The organism is Pasteurella bettyae CCUG 2042 (assembly GCF_000262245.1).
GTDB classification, from domain to species: domain Bacteria; phylum Pseudomonadota; class Gammaproteobacteria; order Enterobacterales; family Pasteurellaceae; genus Basfia; species Basfia bettyae.
Genome location: NZ_AJSX01000028.1, coordinates 1 through 20,516 on the forward strand (window position 1 = coordinate 1; position 20,516 = coordinate 20,516).

Annotated in this window: 23 protein-coding genes and 1 pseudogene; all 24 read left to right on the forward strand. The window is 45.4% G+C overall.

Annotation, left to right across the window (positions count from 1 at the left end):
* The coding region (locus HMPREF1052_RS05050; protein ID WP_231284615.1) for a hypothetical protein at positions 1-334 on the forward strand (334 nt) is incomplete at its 5' end.
* A complete protein-coding gene (locus HMPREF1052_RS05055; RefSeq protein WP_005760383.1) occupies positions 334-600 on the forward strand; it encodes a hypothetical protein in 267 nt (88 codons plus the stop codon). The genes HMPREF1052_RS05050 and HMPREF1052_RS05055, both read left to right, overlap by 1 nt.
* A 2-nt stretch (positions 601-602) precedes the next feature.
* Positions 603-1,106, forward strand: coding sequence for a DUF1804 family protein (locus HMPREF1052_RS05060; protein WP_005760377.1), 504 nt, complete (start codon positions 603-605; stop codon positions 1,104-1,106).
* 118 nt (positions 1,107-1,224) lie between these two features.
* Positions 1,225-2,868, forward strand: coding sequence for a phage terminase large subunit (gene terL / locus HMPREF1052_RS05065; protein ID WP_005760398.1), 1,644 nt, complete (start codon positions 1,225-1,227; stop codon positions 2,866-2,868).
* A gap of 2 nt (positions 2,869-2,870) precedes the next feature.
* Entirely contained in the window at positions 2,871-4,508 is a 1,638-nt protein-coding gene (locus HMPREF1052_RS05070; RefSeq protein ID WP_005760381.1) for a DUF935 domain-containing protein, read from the forward strand.
* A complete protein-coding gene (locus HMPREF1052_RS05075) occupies positions 4,495-5,772 on the forward strand; it encodes a phage minor head protein (RefSeq protein WP_005760387.1) in 1,278 nt (425 codons plus the stop codon). Before HMPREF1052_RS05070 ends, HMPREF1052_RS05075 begins: the two co-directional genes overlap by 14 nt.
* Before the next feature lie 110 nt (positions 5,773-5,882).
* Positions 5,883-6,368: a phage virion morphogenesis protein gene (locus HMPREF1052_RS05080; RefSeq protein ID WP_005760365.1), complete on the forward strand. Its 486-nt coding sequence runs from the start codon at positions 5,883-5,885 to the stop codon at positions 6,366-6,368.
* 253 nt (positions 6,369-6,621) lie between these two features.
* Entirely contained in the window at positions 6,622-7,677 is a 1,056-nt protein-coding gene (locus tag HMPREF1052_RS05085) for a phage protease (protein WP_005760369.1), read from the forward strand.
* Positions 7,677-8,597 (forward strand): Mu-like prophage major head subunit gpT family protein, encoded by a 921-nt coding sequence (locus HMPREF1052_RS05090; RefSeq protein ID WP_005760375.1) that lies wholly within the window; start codon positions 7,677-7,679, stop codon positions 8,595-8,597. Before HMPREF1052_RS05085 ends, HMPREF1052_RS05090 begins: the two co-directional genes overlap by 1 nt.
* Positions 8,598-8,631: 34 nt before the next feature.
* Positions 8,632-8,979, forward strand: coding sequence for a hypothetical protein (locus HMPREF1052_RS05095; protein ID WP_005760390.1), 348 nt, complete (start codon positions 8,632-8,634; stop codon positions 8,977-8,979).
* A gap of 3 nt (positions 8,980-8,982) precedes the next feature.
* Entirely contained in the window at positions 8,983-9,405 is a 423-nt protein-coding gene (locus HMPREF1052_RS05100) for a gp436 family protein (protein ID WP_005760394.1), read from the forward strand.
* Positions 9,389-10,033 carry a phage protein Gp37 gene (locus HMPREF1052_RS05105; RefSeq protein ID WP_005760389.1) on the forward strand — a complete coding sequence of 215 codons (645 nt, stop codon included), beginning with the start codon at positions 9,389-9,391 and terminating at the stop codon, positions 10,031-10,033. Before HMPREF1052_RS05100 ends, HMPREF1052_RS05105 begins: the two co-directional genes overlap by 17 nt.
* On the forward strand, positions 10,030-10,206 hold the full coding sequence (locus HMPREF1052_RS11075) for a DUF2635 domain-containing protein (RefSeq protein ID WP_077064977.1): 177 nt from the start codon (positions 10,030-10,032) through the stop codon (positions 10,204-10,206). Before HMPREF1052_RS05105 ends, HMPREF1052_RS11075 begins: the two co-directional genes overlap by 4 nt.
* A complete protein-coding gene (locus HMPREF1052_RS05110) occupies positions 10,199-11,608 on the forward strand; it encodes a phage tail sheath subtilisin-like domain-containing protein (protein ID WP_005760364.1) in 1,410 nt (469 codons plus the stop codon). Before HMPREF1052_RS11075 ends, HMPREF1052_RS05110 begins: the two co-directional genes overlap by 8 nt.
* 9 nt (positions 11,609-11,617) lie before the next feature.
* The gene (locus HMPREF1052_RS05115; protein WP_005760385.1) at positions 11,618-11,986 is read left to right on the forward strand and encodes a phage tail tube protein; all 369 of its coding nucleotides are present in this window, start codon (positions 11,618-11,620) and stop codon (positions 11,984-11,986) included.
* On the forward strand, positions 11,986-12,333 hold the full coding sequence (locus HMPREF1052_RS05120; RefSeq protein ID WP_005760367.1) for a hypothetical protein: 348 nt from the start codon (positions 11,986-11,988) through the stop codon (positions 12,331-12,333). The genes HMPREF1052_RS05115 and HMPREF1052_RS05120 overlap by 1 nt, the downstream gene beginning before the upstream one ends.
* A gap of 421 nt (positions 12,334-12,754) precedes the next feature.
* Positions 12,755-14,824 (forward strand): phage tail tape measure protein, encoded by a 2,070-nt coding sequence (locus HMPREF1052_RS05125; protein WP_196793374.1) that lies wholly within the window; start codon positions 12,755-12,757, stop codon positions 14,822-14,824.
* A 2-nt stretch (positions 14,825-14,826) separates the two neighbouring features.
* Positions 14,827-16,218 (forward strand): DNA circularization protein, encoded by a 1,392-nt coding sequence (locus tag HMPREF1052_RS05130; protein ID WP_005760397.1) that lies wholly within the window; start codon positions 14,827-14,829, stop codon positions 16,216-16,218.
* On the forward strand, positions 16,202-17,329 hold the full coding sequence (locus tag HMPREF1052_RS05135) for a phage baseplate assembly protein (protein ID WP_005760366.1): 1,128 nt from the start codon (positions 16,202-16,204) through the stop codon (positions 17,327-17,329). Before HMPREF1052_RS05130 ends, HMPREF1052_RS05135 begins: the two co-directional genes overlap by 17 nt.
* A 2-nt stretch (positions 17,330-17,331) precedes the next feature.
* Positions 17,332-17,967, forward strand: a complete 636-nt coding sequence (locus HMPREF1052_RS05140) for a phage baseplate assembly protein V (protein WP_005760368.1) — start codon at positions 17,332-17,334, stop codon at positions 17,965-17,967.
* Positions 17,968-18,034: 67 nt separating this feature from the next.
* Positions 18,035-18,385: a phage GP46 family protein gene (locus HMPREF1052_RS05145; RefSeq protein ID WP_040596324.1), complete on the forward strand. Its 351-nt coding sequence runs from the start codon at positions 18,035-18,037 to the stop codon at positions 18,383-18,385.
* 14 nt (positions 18,386-18,399) lie between these two features.
* Positions 18,400-19,464 (forward strand): baseplate J/gp47 family protein, encoded by a 1,065-nt coding sequence (locus tag HMPREF1052_RS05150; protein WP_005760379.1) that lies wholly within the window; start codon positions 18,400-18,402, stop codon positions 19,462-19,464.
* Entirely contained in the window at positions 19,464-20,042 is a 579-nt protein-coding gene (locus HMPREF1052_RS05155; protein WP_005760373.1) for a YmfQ family protein, read from the forward strand. The genes HMPREF1052_RS05150 and HMPREF1052_RS05155 overlap by 1 nt, the downstream gene beginning before the upstream one ends.
* Positions 20,043-20,057: 15 nt before the next feature.
* Positions 20,058-20,516: pseudogene (locus HMPREF1052_RS05160) on the forward strand (tail fiber protein); the annotation flags it as partial.

Here is a 20,516-nt window from a genome sequence, read left to right on the forward strand (position 1 = left end):
AGTCGTCAAGACACGACTGAAACACTACGCCAAATTAAAGCGCACAACGACACATGGCGAGCAATTTGTGGGGGTGAGAATGGAACTACACATTAACGGCATCATGGTGTTTAACGCGTTGGTATCTATTGCGGTATTTTTTATCGGGCTTTGGTTTAAGCGCTTAGACAGTGAATTTAAACAGCTGCATGACGAGGTCGACCAGGTGAAACGGGATTATCTCTCGAAAGAAGTTTCTAACATCGTCAATGAGAACGTGATGGAAAAATTAGATGCTATCACTAAACAACTTAACTCAATCACCGAAAAACTCGACAGAAAGGCGGATAAATAATGTCGGCAAGAGAACAAAAACGGTTGGAACAGAAAGCCGAACAAGCCAAAACCAACCAAAAGTTAGACCAAATTTTAGATTTAACCCGTGAAGTTAGTCGCAAAATCGACAAGCTGGACGACCGCGTGGACGATATTGACGCACGTTTAAAAATGTTGGAAACCCGCATGGATAAATTGGGCATTAAGTCCGTGATGGCTGGCGGTTTAGGTGGTTTGGTTGTGTCGGTTGGCTTTGAGCTAATCAAAGCAAAATTCGGGGGCTGATGATGGCACACGATGAAAAAACTAAGGCGTATGTGCGCCGTTACTATGTGTTTGATTGTCTGACGCTTGAACAAGCGGCTGAAAAAGCCAAAGTGTCCTACAACACGGCACGCCGCTGGAAGAAAGAGGCGGAAGCACGTGGCGACAATTGGGACACGGTGCGTGATGCGAACACCATGGCAAGTGGCAAAGTAGAAGACGTGGCGCGCGGTATGCTCACCACGTTTGTCATCTATTTTGAGAAAACCATGGAAGAGCTACGCCACGCCGAAGAGTTGCCGGTGAGTGAAAAGGCGAAGTTGATTCAGGGCTTGGGTGATAGCTACTCGAAAATGGTGGCAAGCAGTAAGCGGTTATTGCCGGAAGTGTCGGAACTGGCGACGGCAATAAAAACCATCACGATGTTTGGTGATTATGTGCAGGCGAATAAACCTGAGCTGATTAATGAGTTTGCGGACTTGTTGGATGGGTTTGGGAAAGCCTTAGATAAGGAATTTAAAGCATGAAACTATTAATTTTTCAGTTGCCATCACTTGCAGCCATTATTTGTGCATTCTTATTGTTAAGCCAAGGTATTAGTGGTTGGGGATGGTTTTTATTTATTGCTTTTTGCTAGAGTAACTTATGAAAAGTAAAGAATTGTTAGCGGAATTAAAAGCCTATTCGGATAGCCTACGGCAAAAAGTCGAGGCGCAGTTTGAGGGCTGGGATGATTCCCTTTCGGCTATCAGCGAACGACGCAAGAAGGTGTTAGATCCTGTTACAGGCTATGACTTTTTTGTGTCGAATTATTTTCCACATTATGTGCGTTCGGCATCACGTTCGGATTTGCACAATTATTTGTTTGCCGAACTCCCTGCCGTATTACAAGCGCCTAAACCTATCAATATGGCAACTGCTGCGCCACGTGGTGAGGCTAAATCCACTTTGGTGTCGCAGTTGTTTACGCTTTATTGCTTGGTGACACAGCAAAAACGCTATGCACTGATCGTCATGGATAGTATCGACCAAGCCTATCCAATGCTGGAAGCGATCAAAGTGGAATTGGAATTTAACCAACGCCTACGTATTGACTTTCCGGAGGTGGCAGGACAAGGGCGCGTATGGCAAGCGGCGACCATTATCACTAAGGCTAATCAGAAAGTTCAGGTGGCGGGTTCCGGCAAGAAATTACGTGGTTTGCGCCATGGGGCTTATCGTCCTGATCTTGTGGTGTTGGACGATATTGAGAATGATGAACAAGTCCGCAGTGCAGAACAGCGTGATAAGTTGCACGACTGGTTGAAAAAGACCGTGCTCCCATTGGGCGCAGCAGGCGATAAATTGGACGTGGTGTATATCGGAACTATCTTGCATTACGACAGCGTATTGAACCGCACTTTGAGCTCCAAAGCATGGAAAACCGCCAAATTTAAAGCTTTAAAGAAAATGCCCGACGACATGGCGTTGTGGGACAAGTGGGAGGATTTTTTCTTAAATGAGGGCGAGGCGGTTGCAGACGCTTTTTATCAGGCTAATCAAGCTGCAATGGATAAAGGGTCAGAAGTGAGTTGGGCTGCGCGTCCGTTACTTACGCTCATGAAAATCCGTGCTCGTGATGGCCATGCGACTTTTGATTCTGAATATCAAAATGACCCGTTGAGCAGTGATGACGCCATCTTTGCCAATGCCATTAAATACTGGACGGAACTGCCGTCCGATTTGATTTATTTCGGTGCGGTTGACCCATCACTCGGTAAAGCTGGTGCAAGTCGAGACCCATCAGCGATTTTAGTGGGTGGTTATCAGCGTGCCACAGGTAAATTGTATGTGGTTGAAGCAGCAATAAAAAAACGATTACCGGATTTAATCATCGAGGACACTATTCGACTGCATATTCAGTATAACTTCCTTAAATACGGTGGCGAATCTGTTCAATTCCAGGAGTTTTTGAATTCTGAAATTGTAAAACGTTCAGCGCAACGAGGTCACCCAGTCCCGGTTGTGCCAATAAAGCCGAACACAGACAAAATGTTAAGAATCGAAAGCTTACAGCCACATATGGCAAATGGACTGATTTTATTGCACCCGTCACAGACGACTTTAATAGCTCAACTACGGCATTTCCCAAAAGCCGATCATGATGATGGCCCAGACGCACTTGAAATGTTGTGGAGTCTAGCAAGGAAGTATTCCGCCCCGATTGAGTGGATAGGCTTAAACGATGAAGACTTGGGGCATGATGAATTTGAAGCGGAAGATGACTTATATAGCATTTGGCGAGGTTAAACATGAAATTTTGGGAAAAATTTAAGATATTGATGGGGGCGAAAACCGAGCCAACCCAAACCGATGAAGCAATGGTAACGGCTAATGGGCGCGTTTTATCCGATCACCCAAGCAACCGCATCACCCCGTCAAAACTGAAAAGTATTTTAGAAGACGCGGAAAACGGCGACATTACAGCACAGCACGAATTGTTTATGGACATCGAAGAACAAGACAGTGCCATCGGAGCGAATATTCAGACGCGCAAACGGGCGATTTTGACGCTGGATTGGCGCATTGCTGAACCGCGTAATGCAACACCGGCGGAAGAAAAACTGCAAACCGAAATTGACGAACTATTTTATCAATATCCGAACTTTGAAAACTTGCTGATGGATATGATGGACGCGGTAGGTCACGGTTTTTCTGCGTTGGAAATCGAATGGAAACTTGAGGGCGGTAAGTACATTCCGAATAACTTTATCGCCCGCCCGCAGTCATGGTTCAAACTAGATAAAAATGACAATCTCTTGTTAAAAACCCCGAAAAATGCCATGGGTGAACCTTTGCGTCCGTTCGGCTGGGTGGTGCATTCGCACAAATCCCGTTCCGTGCAACTAGCGCGCATGGGGTTATTCCGTACACTGGCTTGGCTTTATATGTTTAAGCATTATTCTGTGCGGGATTTTGCCGAATTTTTAGAGCTTTACGGCATGCCGATTCGTATTGGTAAATATGGCGCAGGTGCAACCAACGAGGAAAAACGCACGCTATTACGCGCCCTTGCGCAAATCGGACATAACGCCGCAGGGATTATGCCTGATTCTATGACTATCGAATTGCATAATGCGGCAAATACTGGTGCTGGGTCGGCAAATAACCCTTTCTTGCAAATGGTGGACTGGTGCGAAAAATCCATTGCCCGCCTGATTTTGGGGCAAACGCTCACATCAGGTGCAGACGGTAAAAGCTCAACTAATGCCTTGGGCAACGTGCATAATGAAGTGCGCCGTGATTTGTTGGTGTCAGACGCAAAACAAGTGGCACAGACCATCACACAGCAAATCATCCTGCCTTATTTGCAGATTAACGTTGATCCGAATATTGCATTACATCGAGTGCCCTATTTTGAGTTTGACACCAAGAAATACGATGATTTAAGCACTTTTGCTGATGCCATCCCTAAACTTGTGAGCATTGGCGTGCAAATCCCCGAAAAATGGACGCGCGATAAGCTCGGTATTCCGGAAGCGCAAGACGGTGAAGTGGTTTTAAAAGCCGTTCAAAGCGATGTTAATCCCGATTTAAAAACACCGGGGAAATCTACCGCACTTTCAGCCCACGTGGTGGGTTGTCAGTGTGCCGGTTGTTCGGGTAAAGGTGCGCACGTGGCGTTGTCGGCAGTCAACAAGGGCGAAACGGAACAGGATTTGTTGGATAACAGTTTAAACGAGGCGTTAAATGTGATTGACTTTAACCGCCAATTAGACCCAGTGGTGCGTCAATTAGCAGTCATATTAACCGCATGCAACTCCTATGAAGATGCAAGTGATAAATTAGCCGAAATTTACCCGGATTTAAATAACGCAGAACATCAACGTTATTTGACACAAGCCGTCTTTTTGTCCGAATTGTTGGGAGTCAGCAATGCCAAGCGTTAATTTCGTTTTGGGATTAGAACCGAAAAAAGCCATTGAGTTTTTAAGGGATAAAAAGGCCATATTAGGGCATTTTGATGAAGATGCTTTAATGGATAGCGCTCGAGTAAAAGCAACGCGTATCGCCAATTTATCCAGCCTTGAGATGAGTAAAGACATCTACCAGTCTTTAGTTGATGCACAGGCACAAGGCTTACCTTTTAGCGAGTGGAAAAAAGGAATTTTTGAACATTTTAAGAAAAAAGGATGGATTGCCGGGTATGACAAAGAATATTTGCTTGCAGATCCGAAAACCGGTGAATATTTTGGCTCACCACGTCGATTAGAGACGATTTATCGCACCAACATGCAATCTGCCTATTCTTCTCAGCGCTATGCCGAAATGAGAGATAACGCAGATAATCGACCTTATTGGCAATATTCGGCAGTAAATGATGATCGCACCCGCCCAAGTCATTCTGCTATGCACGGTTTGGTTTATCGCTATGATGATCCATTTTGGGCGACATTTTACCCACCCAACGGATTTAATTGTCGATGTTCGGTCATTGCATTAGCCGAGCGTGACATTAACCGCCGCAATCTGGTCGTTGGGGATAGCACAGATCGTTTGATTGATTACGACCGAAAAATCAATGCCACCACAACGGAAAAAACGACCGCATTTAAATTGTCAGATGATAAATGGATTATTACGGATAGAGGCTTTGATTACAATGTCGGACGAACCGTATATAAACCTAATTTATCGCTTTATCCTGAATCATTAGCACACCAATTTGCTAAACGTGAAATGGGCGGCGAGTGCTTTAAATTTGATTTTAAACAGTTCGAAAAAGAATTCTCGCCTTATGTTGATGATTATAAAAAGCTAAAAGGCAAAAATGAGCGTGAGGCATTTTTAAACCCGATTCGAGAACGGTTTAAAATGGACTATAAATTTATTGCTGGTGTGTTAAACGAAGATACCAAGCGGCAAATTAAAACTGATTTATCCACAGTTTGGCTTTCGGATGACTCATTAATTAAACAAATTGCAAATCGTTACGGGCAAGATTTTGATTTTGATGACTATGCGCGGTTGCCGGACGTGTTATATAGCCCTGACAAAATAGAGCAAGACGGTAAAAATACGTTTAAATTTTACAAAGAAGTGGATTCACGGCGATTGATAGCTGTCATTAAAGTGCTTAATGGTAGCAATGAGATTTACTTGACATCGCAACACTTAGCAAGTGATCGACAATGGCGAAAAGCGTTTAAATAGATATGTCGCCCGGTGGGACTCGAACACCCCCACACATCAATCCCTGCTCCAATAGCATTCGTTCGCAGTTTTCGAGATTCGCTGCTACGGGCGACTAGAGGCACTATAACATGATAGAAGTAAAAATCAACAACGAAAAAGAACTTATCCACGCATTATCACAATTAGCGCAACATGTGAAATATAATGCGCCGCTTATGCGTACGATAGCTGGTACAATGCAATCTGCAGTTGACCAAAACTTTGAAGCCGGTGGGCGTCCTGCTTGGCTTGGTGTGAAAAGTCGCCCTGACGGAAAACCATTGATTGATAGCGGTGCATTAAGAAATAGCATCCATTCCAGTTGGGATAACAACGAAGCGCAGGTTGGGACAAACCTAAAATATGCGGCTATCCATCAATTCGGCGGAAAAACCAGTCCGCATAAAATCAAACCGGTCACTAAAAAAGCCTTGGCATTCGGAGGAATTGTCAGAAAATCAGTAGATCACCCAGGAAGTGATATTCCTGCCCGCCCATTCTTGGTTTTAACACCACAAGACGAGGAGGATATTTTAGAGGATGTGCAAGCCTATTTTCGGAGTGTAGTTAAATAAAACATAAAACCGCCCTAAATCGTGCGTATTTGCATTTTTATGATTGTAGGGGTGATTTATCGAATTAAATTTTTTAAAACGATTTAAAAGGATTTAAAAAGGTTTTAAAAATAGTTTAAGATTAAATGCAACATCCAATTTCATTTTTTCAAAAATTCTAACCTAGAGGGGAGTGAGGAAGTCACTCCCCTCTTTTCATTTTTTCCAATCCGTTATTCTGTTATCCGCTATTAAAGAACGAGGATAACAAACGATGCACATTAAGCCGATTGCGTTAAGTTTCGCGCTTAACAAAAAAACAAATGGGCGTATTCAGTTGTTCCCCTTTGGTCGTTTTTATTCGCAAGATGGACGCACCGAAGGTGCAGGAGGCTGGTATGTAGATGACACTAACGGCTACGCTTTGGCTGAAGATATTAATCAGCTAAAAATTAAGCTCATGATCGACTACGAACATCAAACCCTATTTATTGAGAAAAACGGCAAACCTAACCCTGCCGCAGGTTGGATGGAAACGGCGGAGTATATTTCCGGTGAAGGCATTTTTGTCGATGTAGATTGGACAAAAAAAGCCCATCAACAAATTCGAGACGGGGAATATCGTTACATTTCGCCTCTGTTTTTGACTGAGCCGGACGGCAAGGTAACGAAAGTGCTGAATGCAGCATTAACCAATCGCCCTGCTTGTCATGACTTGGCGGAAGCTGTCGCCTTCTCATCCCAATTTAATCAACATCAACACAAAAAGGACAATTCCATGCTGGAGTTATTACGCCAATTATTCGGCACGCCGGAAGCGACCGAAGACGAAATGAAACAAAAACTGACCGCACTTTCTGCGGCTAAGGGCGACAGCCCGGTGGCACTCAGTGATGTGTACGGTAAGTTAAAAGAAAAAGACGGTGAAGTCGTCGCTTTAACTGCGAAAGTCGGCGCAGAGCCTGATCCGAGCAAATATGTGCCGTTATCGGCAATGAAAGATGTGCAAGACAAACTAAACGCGTTAAGCGCGCAAGTGCATGGCGATAAAGTCAATGACTTGATTCAAACGGCATTATCTGACGGGCGTTTATTGCCATCACAAAAAGAATGGGCGGAAAAATTAGGTAAATCCGACATTACGGCCCTTTCTGATTATTTAACTGTTGCAACGCCAAATCAAGCTTTAGCAGGCGGTCATCAAGCGAACGAAGACCCGAATAAAGGCAATGTGGTGGCATTAACCGCAGAACAACAAGCCGTAGCCAAAATGCTTGGCATGACAGATGCGGATTACATTAAAAAATATCAGTCTCAGGAGGCTAAATAATGTCAATCAATAAAGCACAGGTGTTAAACCACATCACAGAAGCCTTTCGTAAAGAATTTATCAAAGGCTTAGAAAACCACCCTACTCAGTGGGCAAAAATCGCTATGGAAATTCCTTCCACAACGAAAACCAATACTTACGGATTTTTAGGTAAATTCCCGAAAATGCGTGAATGGGTTGGCCAACGTCAAATTCAAAGTATGCAAGCGCAAGGTACAAGCATTACTAACAAAAAATTTGAATCAACCGTCGGCATTCCGCGCGAAGACATTGAAGATGATCAGGTCGGTCTATATGCGCCAATGATGCAATTAGCGGGTCAATCTGCCGCCGAATTACCTGATGACGAAGTATTCAGCTTGTTGAAAAAAGGTAAATCTACGCTGTGTTATGACGGTCAGAACTTCTTTGACACAGATCACCCGGTGTTTGAGAAAGTGGACGGCACAGGCAACAGTACCACTCAAGTGAACTTAACAGTGGGGACAGATAACGATTCGCCAACGTTCTATATCGTGGATGCCCGTTTGCCGATTAAACCGTTAATCTGGCAAAAACGCACCGCACCGGAAATTGAGCCGAAGTTTGACCCGGCAAAATCCGAACACGTCTTCATGGAAGATGAATACTTATGGGGTGTGCGTGCCCGTGGTGCGGCTGGTTTCGGTTTTTGGCAATTAATCCACCGTGTGGAAAAAACCAAATTAACCAAAGAAAACGTGCAAAAAGTCATCCAAACCATGAAAGGCTTGAAAGGTGACGGTGGCAAAGCATTAAACATTCAGCCGAATTTAATTTTGGTTCCGACCAACCTTGAGTATGCGGCAAAAGAATTGTTTAAAACTAAACAAATCAACGGCACAACCAACATCCTCGAAAGTGAATTGGAGGTGCTCGCCTCTCCATTCATTAACGAATAACCAAACGGGCGGGAAACCGCCCTAGGAGTTAATTATGGCTAAGAAAAACCAAAAAGACGAAGTAGCGCAAGACGTGCAAACAGCACCGGATGAACAGGCGCAAACCCAAGTCGAAACCGGTGAGGATAACGCTGAAAGTGCGCCCAAAAGTGCGGTAGAAAAACACGATGAATCAGGCGACAAAGAAGGGCAAGTGATTGTGCCTATCGGTTATTCGGTGAAATTGCGTGAAATCCATCCGCAAGCAACGTATGGGCGTTGCGGTTATCGCTTTAACAAAACCGATGCGGTTTACATCGCAGCGGATGACTTAACGGCTGAACAAACTTTAACGCTTGCGGAAGACCCTTGGTTAGAGCTGATTCCGGTGTGTGAGGATTAAACCATGTATGCAACGGTAAAAGATTTTGTTTTACGCATTGGCGAGTTTCAGACAATCCAGCTGACTGACCGTGACCGCGAAGGCGTGGTGAATGAAAGCGTGCTGACCATTGCGCTATCTGACAGCACAAGCCAAATCGACGGTTATTTAAGTGCGCGTTATCGCTTACCGTTGCCGACAATCCCGCAAAACTTAACCCGTATTTGTTGTGATCTTACCCGCTATCGTTTGGCGAGTATGTCTGAGGTAACGATTACTGACGAAATTATCACGCGCTATAAATTGAGTTTAAAAGAGCTTGAGGACTTGGCAGCAGGAAAGATTTCGCTTGGTATTGACATTGAAGATGAGCAACAAAGCGACGGCAATGTGGTGATGTTTACCAATCCGAACAATAGGATTTTTGGCCGTGATAACCGAAATTGAAAATGCACTGGTTGACCGCTTGACACGCGGCTTGGGACAGCTTGCTAATACCGTAAAAAGCTACGGTGGTGAGCTGGACGACGAAAGCCTTGGAACGGGGCGTTTGCCTATGGTGTTGGTGACGTTCGGTGGCGCACGAATTGAGCCGATGACGGTGCGAGGCAATGCGTTTCGCACCACCGCCAAGTTTGTAGTGATTGTGGCAGTACGCTCATTGCGTAGCAATCAAGCAGCACGACAAGGCGGTGTGGACAAACGAGAAATCGGCGCAAATCAGTTGATTTATGCAGTGCGCCGCTTGCTGGACGCGCAACGTTTAGGCGGATTGGTGAAACCGTTAAAACCGTTGGCGATTCGGACGTTGTTTAACAATGCGCAGTTTCGCACGGAGAAAGTCACGGCGTATGCCATTGAGTACGAGGCTGCGTTTGATGATATCGCCCCGCTGGAAGACGGTTTGTATCCGGAAAAAACACAAGACCCGGCTAACCCTGATTTTGTGTTTACCCATTATGCGGCCGAACTCTCCCCGGCGTCACCAATCCTTGAACATGTGGACGGCAAACTGTATGACCCGAACAACAATGCCGAGGTCAGATTTAGTGTAAAAACAAAGGATAAAACATGATTGTAAAAGCAGCCCCCGGGGTGAAAGTCCCTTTAGAAAATCAGCCGTATGCCTACATCGAGCAGGAACCGGTTGAAGTGGAAAATACGGTCTATTATCAGCGCAGAATCGCTGATGGCGACTTAATCGAAGTGCAACCAACCATCAAGCAGAGAGGTGCAGGCAATGACTAACATTGAATTTGAAAAAATCCCGAACAGCTTACGCAAACCGGGGGTTTATACGGAGTATAACGCCAAAGGCGCGCTAACTACTCTGCCGACTAACGAGCAAGAAGTGCTAATTGTTGCGCCGATGATTGGGGGGACAACCGCATTTACTCAGCCGTTACGCGTGTATTCCGATCTTGATGCCGCAACCGCATTTGGTGCCGGATCATGGGCGCATTTAATGACGCGCATGGCCATTACCAACAACTCCTTGATCCGTTTATCTGTGATGGGTTTGGCGGATAGTTCCTCCGGCGTGTCGGCAAGTGGTCGTTTGGCTTTAACCGGGACGGCAACCAGCCAAGGTGTTATGACAGCAACGATTGCCGGTGTTGACTACAAAGTTGCCGTAGCAAAAGGTGAAAAAGCCAAGGATGTTGCCGCCCGATTAAACGCTGTGATTAACGGTGCGACAGATTGCCCGGCAACGGCATCTGTGAGCGAAAGCACGATTACGCTTACGGCTAAATGCAAAGGTGCCATCGGAAATGAAATTAATTTAACTGCTACAAACACGGCTAAAGACATGACATTGTCCGCAACCGCTTTTGCCAACGGCGCAGAAAATGCGGATTTAGCCCCTGCATTAGCAAGTGTTGCCGGTACGCATTACCACGTCATCATTTCGCCGTTTGCGGATGATAAAAATGCCAAAGCCTTGCGTGAGCATTTAGAATCCGTGTCTGCGCCACTTGAGAAAAAAACTGCTATCGGCGTGCTGGCATGGCGTGGCAGTATGGCGACCGGCACAACGTACACCGAAAAAATCAACAGCGAGCGTGTCACTTGTGGTTGGTACAAAGGCGCGATTGAATCCTGTGCGTTAATTGCGGCAGGTTTTGGTGCGGTGATTGCAGGCGAAGAAGACCCGGCACGTCCGTTAAATACCCTTGAAATTAAAGGTTTAACGGAAGTTGACCCGACACAAACCCCGTTATTGACCGAAGCGAATCAAGCGTTATATCACGGTTTAACCCCGATTACCGTTGTAAATCATCGTGTCCGTATTATGCGTGCGATCACCACTTACACCAAGTCGGCAACCAATACGGATGACCCGAGTTACTTAGATTTAACTACCATCCGAACCTTGGACTATACGCGCAAAGCCATTGAACAGCGCATTGAGTTGCGTTTCCCTCGCGCCAAGTTGTCTAAACGTACACCGGACAAAGTGCGGTCTGAAATCCTAGATGTTTTATTGCGTTTGGAAAACGAAGAAATCTTGGAAAACGTGGCGCAGCATAAAGCGAAACTGTTGGTGCAACGCAACGGTGTTGACCCGAACCGCTTGGATTGTGTCATCCCGACTGATGTGGTGAACGGATTGCATGTTGTTGCTAACCGCATTGATTTAATTTTATAGGAGGCATAGATGGCTCAAGAATTCGCCAGTCTTGGCATTGTCGAAGTGGACGGTCAAGAAATTGAACTTACCAAGCTTGATGTAAAAACCGTAACAGGCCGCAAGCCTGTAAAAACTATTAACCGTAAAGGACGTGTGAAAGGCTTTGCCAAAGGCATTACTGAATATACGTTATCTATAACCGTTGTTGTGCCGTTAAACGCGGCAGAGCCTGATTGGGATAACGTGACAGATGCCAAAATCACGGTAGAAGAAGAAAACGGTAAACGAATCTCATACATCGGCTGTTTTACTACCGAAACCGGCACAAGCTATACCGTAGATAGCGAAGAAGTACGCGATTTGCAAATGGTCGCCTTAGACAAGGTTGAAGAATAATGAAAACCCGTTTGAAACTTGGCGTACTGTATAACGGCACGCTACATCATGACGTGTTAGTCAAGATTTTGACCGTGGGTGGCGAATGCCAAGCGGCGGAAGTTATCAGTGACCTTGGGTTAAGTGACAAAGAGACGTTAAGCACCGCAGAACAAATGCTGGTTGATTTGGCGTATTTGGCGCAACAAGTCGAGTTTGACGGCATTCCGCGCGAGGCAGTGACTCCGGCATACTTGCTCGATAATCTTGCCACTGATGATTACGTGTTGATTAACAACGAAATCAATCAACTGCGAAAAAAGCGCATGGGCGTTTCGGAAGACCAAGAGACGGCAAACGAAGCGTAAAACGGCGCAATGTCAGCGAGGTTTGGCAGGCGTATGAAAACTACCGCTCGGCAACGATTTTACTGGGTAAGTTTGGATTTACCGCGCAAGCCGTCTGGGATATGTGTCACGCCGAAGTTAGCGCATGGATTAACAGCTATTTAGCGAGCCAAGGCGCGAAAACCCAACACAACACCGATGAAACTACGACGTCCTATGTTTTTAAGCGTCGTAAAAATAAGGGGGCGTAATGCCCCTTTTTTATTGCTGTTAAATTACGTTTAAACAAGGTTTAAAAATGGCAAATATGGATCTCTCTTTAACACTCAAAGCGAAAGACTACGCCAGTAGCGTAGTAAAAAGCGTTGAAAACAGTGTTAGCAAATCAACCAAAAATATTGAAAACCAAGCTCAACGTAGCGCTACCACGCAACAAAGAGCGGTGCGCCAAACGGCACAAGTAACAGAACAAAGCTACCGCCAAATCCAACAGGCTGCGCGCAGTCGCGAAACTATTGGCGTGCGTAGTGAACGTAGTATCCAAAACGAAATCAACCGCACCCGAGCAGCATACGACCAATTAAAACGCAGTGGCATTGCTTCTGGTCGCGAATTAGACCGTGCCGCTATGGCGACGAAACGCCGTATTGCGGAGTTAAATGCAGAAATGGGCAAAGTGTCCATGGGGCAAAAGTTTGGAAATGTGATGCGCGTAGGTGGGGCGATGGTCGCTGGGGCAATTGGTGTGAAAAATACGATTGCGCCGGCACTGAATGACAAAAAACAATGGGACAGCAATGTCGCCGAGGTCGCGCTAACTGCGTTTAACGATAAATCTGCTGAATATATTCAAACTGAGGGCTTTGCAAGAATTAATAAAGCCGTGCTGGATACGGTAGAAAAACATGGTACGGCTGACCAAGCATTGCAAGGTTTGGATGGGATGTTAAAAGGCGGCATGAGTTTTGACGAAGCCGTAGCGAATCTGGATGTCGCACAAAAAATGCAAATTGCCGGTAATGCTAGCGGTCAAGATGTTGGATCATTAGTGAAAACGTTAAGCGATTACGGTTTCAAGGGTGATGATTTAAGTAAAGCGCTTGAGATGACATTACAGTCAGGGTACGAGGGAAAATTTGAAATTTCTGACATGATTAGCAAATTGCCGTCTATTTTATCCACGGCAAAAAACAATTCCTATTCCGGGATTGAGGATTTTAAATTTATTCTTGCTTGGTTGCAAAGTGCAGCAAATAAAGCCGGCTCTAATGACGAAGCTGCAACTAATGTTACCAATGCATTAAATAAACAAACAGCCGCAGATACCGTAACACGACTTAAAAAGTTAGATCACCCAGCCTTAAAAGGCAAAGGCATTGATGTTGAGCAATCCATGCTGGAGGGAGCCAAACGAGGTGACAATCCGACCAAAGTGCTGATTAAAATTGTAGATGAAATGCTGAAAAGCGACAAAGAATACCAAGCATTACGCAAAAAATTAGCGCAAACCACCAAAGATACGGAAAAACAAGAAATCCAACGTCAGCTTGATTTAAAACGCGGCTTTTTAATTGCCCAAGTTATGCCGGATACTCAAGCAAAAGCAGGTTTGATTGCCGCCGCCGACAAAGAACAGGTAGAACCTCATATTGAAAAATTAGATCAGAATAAATTAGGTCAAGGCATTGATAAAGCTGTGGAAATTAAAAATTCTACAGCTGCTGCAGTGGAAGCACGGGCTGAATCGCTTAAGTTCATGCATGCTCAATCCCTACTAGGCAATGTTAATGAAGCTGGTAAAGCCTATGATCAGTGGTTTATTGACAATATGAAAGACCATCCTGAATTAGCTGGTGCAGCACAGGTGGCAAGTGTTGCCGGAACTGCCGCAATGTACGGTTTAGGTGGTTATATGGTTAGTGGGTTGGGCGGTTTAGGTTCAGGGGTAACGACTACTACGGGAGCAGGTCTGGCTACTGGTGCAAGTAAGGCAGCTAAAATCTTAAGAATTGGTGGTGGCGCCACGTTGGGGTTAGGGGTTGGAGCACTTGTCATGGCAAGTGATAACTATGTGTATGCAAAAGCCGTTGAAGAAGCGCAACAGGAAAAATTTAATGCAGAAACCAAAGATTCTCAACAGGCCTTTTATTCAGCAGCTTATCCAAGCAAATCGGTGTTTCAGTATGCCCCACCTGTCCCAGCGCCTGAAAAGTCAGTTTGGTCTTTAGCAAGTGGCGGCTATGCACTTGGTGATGCCGCTAAACGAAAAGAAATCGCCGATGAACGTTTAAAGCGAGGCACATTAACACAAGATGAATATAACCGTCGTGTGCAAGTGCCCGACTATAAAGCCGAATTTCAGCAGCTTGGGAATACGATTACCGAAGGTATGAAGCAAGCGGTGGAAAGTCAGAACTTTACTATTCAGAATCAAATTCGCGTGGACTTAGACAGTCGGACGATTGCCGAAAGCACGTCCGAAAACCAATATCGCGAACTTAAACGGGGGTAAAAATGAAAGGTTGGACAATGCCAATCCAGCAGGCATCTTATCGCGGTGTGCGATTTGATGTGGTGAGTGTGGATGATAATTTAGAACGCGCCACCATTACGCACGCATATCCGTTTGTGAATGGCGGCGACATTGAAGATTTAGGTTTAAATCCGCTTACCATCCAACTGCAAGCCGTGTTTTATGGTGAGGGGTATTACACCGATTTTAAGAGATTTTTATCAGCCCTGGAAAAACAAGGTGCGGCGGTGTTGGTGCATCCGATTCGCGGGCGGTTGCAAAATATGCTTTGCACCTCGGCTTATTTTCATCACGAAGCAGATTTTGTGGACTATGTCACAGTCAGTCTTAGCTTCCAAGAAGCCACACCAGCAAAACCGATCTTCTTGTTTAACTTTTCTGTGCTTGGCTTGATTGATGAGTTATTAACCGAGCTCGAAGATTTGGTGGATGATGCATTAGAGCTATATGGCACCTTTATGGAAGGAATTTCTTTTGCCGCTAATGTCAAATCACGTTTATTAGGCTCATTCGGCGCGCTTTACGGCTGTTTTGAACAAGTGCGTGATTTGTTTGATATGGATAAGAAAAAGCACGTTATTTCCGCCAATACACCATCATCAAAAGACGCATTCAGACAACAAGGTGGCAATGCCGTGCGTGAGATGGCGGGCATGATTCGCGACGGCTTAACGGCTATTGCTAACCGTGATGACTTAACCGTGCGTGCGAAATTTGATGAAGTTACTCGCACCGTGAAAGACCTGTTAGAAATTGCACCGAATTTAAGCAATGGCAAAAACAGCAAGTCTAACAAATTGAAATCATTAACCTCATCTTTGACTGCGCAAGATACGAAAGAGATGTTTTGTGCTATCCAGTTGCTGACCACGGCTAATGTTCTGAAAATCGCTACCCAGTTTATTGAAGATGATTCGTTAATCCCATCTGAAATTGATTACATTGTGACGGAATCGCGCTTGCAAGCATTGGCGGCGTTGAATACCGTGCGGGCGTTAGTGCAAGCGGAGCAAAACGCCATGACATTACATTACGTTAAAGATGATTTTGGTTTGATGTCATTAAGTGCGAAAAAACAAACAGGCGCAAGACAACTGCAAACACCGAACACGGGGCTTTATACACAGGCTTACAACACAGCAGAAAAACTGCGTCAACAAAGCCACAAATTGACTCAGTTAGCCTTGGCGGCAATTAACCGCAAACCGCCTTTAATTATTCGTAGAGTCGAATTTGATAGCACGATTCAGCAAGTGGCGCACGCGTTTTATGGCGACTACACACGTGCAAGCGAGTTATTGCGTTTAAATCCACACATTCGTTACCCAAACTTTATTTCCCGTGGCGAGGTACTCAATGGCTATGCAAAATAACGGCTACCCGTTTAACAATGAGATTGTGGTTGAGATTGATGGTAAACAGCACAAAAACTGGAAAAGCTACGACATCGACAGCGATTTTTTAATTCCTGCTGACGCATTTAGTTTTAATGTTGGCGTACCATCAGATAAAACCGTGCTGGAGGATTATTCCGGTAAAACGGCAAAAGTGCTGATTAACGGTGAATTGGTACTGACAGGCATTGTTGACACGACACAACATTCCATTTCAAAAATGGACCGCACTTTTAGCTTAAATGGGCGCGACAAAGCGTCTATTTTAGTGGATTGCTCAGCGCCGATTACCAATGTTAAAGGTTTGATGGTGTTAGATGCGATTAAAAAAATCGTGGAGCCGTTGGGCATTAAAAAAGTGGAACTTAGGGCGGAATCTAACCCAACCTTAGACAAGGTGGACATCGACATTGGCGAAACCGCGTGGAATGCACTAATTCACTGCGCCAATTCGGCGGGGTTGCATGCGTGGTTTGACCCTGCCGGTACGCTGATTGTCGGCGGTGCGGATTACTCTACGCCTCCGGTGGCGACATTGTGTTGCATGAAAGACGGCAAGCGCAACAATTTCACGCAGGCAAGCCTGACCACCGATGTATCCCAAAGCTTTTCAGAGATCACTTTTTTGGCGCAACGGCACGGGCGCAGCGGTGACGACAACAAGAACGATCTGAAATGGGTGTTTAAAGATGACGCCATTGAGACTTATAAGCCAAAGACCGTGATTGTGCCGGATGTAGAAAACTTGGAAGCCCTGAAGAAATGGGCGAAAAAGTACATTACGGACAGCATTTTAAACAGTTTTACTTTGACGATTACCGTGCCTGATCACAAAACCCAAGATGGCGTTTTGTGGACGCCTGGGCAAAGGGTGCATGTTATCTGCGAAGAGTACGATATTGATGCTATTTTCTTTTTGATGGGGCGCCGTTTTATGTTGAGTCGTACAGGGGGTACAACCACCGAATTACGTTTAAAAGAAGATGGCATTTGGACACCCGATGCATATGCTAAAAAATCCGAGAAAGCGCGCAAACGTAAGGGGAAAAAAGCTAAACGTCCAAGTGCATCCATTTATGAGGGGACTTAGGAATGCAAAGATTAGGAAAAGCCATAAGAGAACACACAGAAACCGCCTTGGGCGCTGTTCGCCAAGCCTTTCGCGGGACGTTGAATTTAGTCAAAACTGCGGACAATATTCAAAAGGTGCAGGTGTCGGGGTTAGCAGATGAAACTCTACAAGACGTTGAGTTAATGCAACAATTCGGCCTCACATCCGTGCCGCCCGCGGGAACGCAAGTGGTGGTATTGCCGATGGGCGGGGAGACAACCCACTCCATCGTGATTGCCACGGAAAACGGTTCTTTTAGGGTTAAAAATTTAAAATCGGGCGAGACCGCTGTTTATGACGAAAGCGGAAGCACAATTATTTTAAAACAAGGTCGATTAATCGAAATTGATTGTGATATATTAAAAATAACCGCCACCACTAAAGTTGAGATCAGTAGCCCGATTGTTGAGACAGACCATGTATTTACTGCCCAAGGTCAAATCAACGGCAACGGTGGCATGGCTGTTCAGGGCGGTTATGGTGCATCATTTACGGGCAACGTAACACAAACAAAAGGTAGCTTTACTACTGATGGTGATGTGACTGCTAACGGCAAATCCCTTATTAATCACACCCACCGCGGTGATAGTGGTGGTGTGACCGGAAAACCTCAATAATCAAACGAAAGGCGGTGTGGAACTCTCTCCCCGCCTTTTTCTTTCCCCTTTCTTTTACTCTGTCAGCATGGACAGAGAAATCAGCCCGCTTACCGGGGACTATACAAATTCGCATATCAGTACACTGCAAAATGCTGTGTATATCAGATTAACTACGCCATTAGGCTCGTGGTGGGCAAATGGGCGTGTAGGTTCTCTGCTCCATACTATTCAACGGGAAAAAGACTTAAGCCGTGTTGGCATGTTGGCGCAACAATATGCCGAAGAGGCGTTACAGCCGTTAATTGATGACGGTCGCGCAAGTGAAATCATTGTAACGCATGAACAACCGCACAACGGCAAAGTGCTTCTTTCAATATCTGTGACCGACAGCCGGGGCGAACAATTTACTTTTAAACACCCCGTAAACGTCATTTAAAAGGTGTTTAAATCGTGTTTATTGTGCCCACACTTGAAGAAATCCGCGAAAGTCTGTTACGGGATTATCAAACGTATTACCCCAATGCCGACACGTCCGAAGACAGTGACGCTTATGCGCGTGCCAGTAGTTTAGCAGCGTGCGCGGAAGGGATTTATGCACATCAAAAATGGCTAATTAAACAGTTTTTCCCCGACACTGCTGACACTGAATTTTTAGAAAAATACGCAGGATTGCGCGGTTTGCGCCGTCGCAACGCCACTTATGCAGCAGGCAAAGGTGCCACTATTAGTGGCAATCCTGATGCTGTAATTGCCATAGGACTACAAATCAAAACCGAAGATGGGCGTTTTTATGAGACAACCGAAAGTGCGGTGATTTCCTCCGGTGGCACTGCGGTTGTTGCGGTGCGCTCCCTTGCTACTGGCGCGGTACAAAACATTAAAATTGCTACAAAAGGATCGTTTATGGCGGCGCCAGTTGGCGTGAGCACGGATGTTGTATTAAATGATGTGGTTGGGGCGACCAATGCCGAAAGCGATAGCTCATTGTTGGAGCGTTTGCTTAATAAAATCCGCCGACCCGCAGCAGGTGGCAATAAATACGATTACAAAGACTGGGCGTTAGAGGTGGATGGCGTTGAACAAGCGTATGTTTACCCGCTACGCCGAGGGCTTGGCACAGTAGATATTGCGATTACGGCCGATAATGGCGTGCCAAGTGATGACACGGTGCGTCGAGCGCAAGCTTATATTGATGACGAACGCCCAGTAACAGCAAAAGAAAGCAAAGTCGTTAAACCTGATGTGACAAAAGTCAATTTTAATATCCAGGTTAAAATTAGCGGTGTGGCATTAAATGACATCAAAACGGCTATTCGCAATGCTCTGACTGATTATTTTAACGGTTTGATTCCTGGCGATGACTTGATTGTGTCGCAATGCGAAGCGGTGGTGAGTGATTTAATCGGCGTGGTTGACCGCCGTTTTGTTGCCCCGAATACCAACCGCAAAGCGGATGTTATCAACAAAATCGAATGGTTCCGCCTTGGTGATGTGAATGTAACGGAGATGGCCTAATGCAACATGCTAACGTGCTAAAACAGCTTTATCCGCCGGTAAGTTACAACATCAACGGAGAACATTTTATCGCACAATGCGAAGTGGACGGCAATGCGTTTGACCGTTTACAACAAAGTGCGGTGGAAATTTTAAGCGTTATCGAACCAGCCACATCAAACCAAATGTTAGCCGATTGGGAACGCATTTGTGGGATTAAAACGGATTTAAGCAAGTCTTATCAAGAGCGCGTTAAACGCGTCATTGTGCAGTTAAATGCTGTTGGAGGGTTGTCCATTCCATACTTCGCACGCATTGCCGAAAGTATCGGTTATCAGATCCAAATTAAAGAGTTTTCGCCTTTACAAAATGACCTGCCTAATCCCGGTGACTTGGTGCAATTTCGCAATGAGCCGCGTGATAGCTTGATTTATATGTGGCGGGTGACGGTGTTAAACGGTGACGACAATATTGTGTATTTCCGTGCGGGTAGTTCGTTTGCCGGCGATCACTTGGTTGAGTTTGGTGATCCGATTATTGAGGAGTTTTTTAGAGACTTAAAGCCAGCACACACCTACTGCTATTTTGCGTATCAATAGAGAGATAAACGATAAATGAAAACTTTATTACCTGAAATTAATTCCGCCGACAAGCGCTTTCACGCGGGGAATCCAGCAACTGGCGAGCAAGGCACACGTGTGACAGACACGTGGCTGAACGACGTGCAAGACCGTGTGCGCGACGTGCAAGCCGAAGCGCATTATGTGTTGGGAAAAGCGGGTTTTAAACCTGTAGAAAATAAGCAAACTCAGCTTTATGAGGCTATTGTTAAGATTATTGATGATAACCGTAAATCCGCCAGCACAACGCAAAAAGGCGAAGTGTGGTTGACGAGTGATACGGGGTTGGACAGCGAAGAACTAGGATTAACAGCTAAAGCTGGTAAAGCACTAGCACAAGGCATCGCCATCTTACGCCTTGCGCTGAATAACTACATCCCAAACAGTAAAAAATCCAATGCTGTGGATAGTAATAGTGCTGACACAGTAGCAACGAGTCTTGCAGTTAAAACT

Bases quoted from the DNA above. Each gene is read 5' to 3' on its own strand.
- HMPREF1052_RS05090 (WP_005760375.1), top strand. From the start codon at position 7,677: ATGTCAATCAATAAAGCACAGGTGTTAAACCACATCACAGAAGCCTTT.
- HMPREF1052_RS05080 (WP_005760365.1), top strand. From the start codon at position 5,883: ATGATAGAAGTAAAAATCAACAACGAAAAAGAACTTATCCACGCATTA.
- terL (WP_005760398.1), top strand. From the start codon at position 1,225: ATGAAAAGTAAAGAATTGTTAGCGGAATTAAAAGCCTATTCGGATAGC.
- HMPREF1052_RS05155 (WP_005760373.1), top strand. From the start codon at position 19,464: ATGCAACATGCTAACGTGCTAAAACAGCTTTATCCGCCGGTAAGTTAC.
- HMPREF1052_RS05140 (WP_005760368.1), top strand. From the start codon at position 17,332: ATGCAAAGATTAGGAAAAGCCATAAGAGAACACACAGAAACCGCCTTG.
- HMPREF1052_RS05135 (WP_005760366.1), top strand. From the start codon at position 16,202: ATGGCTATGCAAAATAACGGCTACCCGTTTAACAATGAGATTGTGGTT.
- HMPREF1052_RS05070 (WP_005760381.1), top strand. From the start codon at position 2,871: ATGAAATTTTGGGAAAAATTTAAGATATTGATGGGGGCGAAAACCGAG.
- HMPREF1052_RS05060 (WP_005760377.1), top strand. From the start codon at position 603: ATGGCACACGATGAAAAAACTAAGGCGTATGTGCGCCGTTACTATGTG.
- HMPREF1052_RS05130 (WP_005760397.1), top strand. From the start codon at position 14,827: ATGAAAGGTTGGACAATGCCAATCCAGCAGGCATCTTATCGCGGTGTG.
- HMPREF1052_RS05120 (WP_005760367.1), top strand. From the start codon at position 11,986: ATGAAAACCCGTTTGAAACTTGGCGTACTGTATAACGGCACGCTACAT.
- HMPREF1052_RS05110 (WP_005760364.1), top strand. From the start codon at position 10,199: ATGACTAACATTGAATTTGAAAAAATCCCGAACAGCTTACGCAAACCG.
- HMPREF1052_RS11075 (WP_077064977.1), top strand. From the start codon at position 10,030: ATGATTGTAAAAGCAGCCCCCGGGGTGAAAGTCCCTTTAGAAAATCAG.
- HMPREF1052_RS05075 (WP_005760387.1), top strand. From the start codon at position 4,495: ATGCCAAGCGTTAATTTCGTTTTGGGATTAGAACCGAAAAAAGCCATT.
- HMPREF1052_RS05115 (WP_005760385.1), top strand. From the start codon at position 11,618: ATGGCTCAAGAATTCGCCAGTCTTGGCATTGTCGAAGTGGACGGTCAA.
- HMPREF1052_RS05055 (WP_005760383.1), top strand. From the start codon at position 334: ATGTCGGCAAGAGAACAAAAACGGTTGGAACAGAAAGCCGAACAAGCC.
- HMPREF1052_RS05095 (WP_005760390.1), top strand. From the start codon at position 8,632: ATGGCTAAGAAAAACCAAAAAGACGAAGTAGCGCAAGACGTGCAAACA.
- HMPREF1052_RS05085 (WP_005760369.1), top strand. From the start codon at position 6,622: ATGCACATTAAGCCGATTGCGTTAAGTTTCGCGCTTAACAAAAAAACA.
- HMPREF1052_RS05145 (WP_040596324.1), top strand. From the start codon at position 18,035: ATGGACAGAGAAATCAGCCCGCTTACCGGGGACTATACAAATTCGCAT.
- HMPREF1052_RS05100 (WP_005760394.1), top strand. From the start codon at position 8,983: ATGTATGCAACGGTAAAAGATTTTGTTTTACGCATTGGCGAGTTTCAG.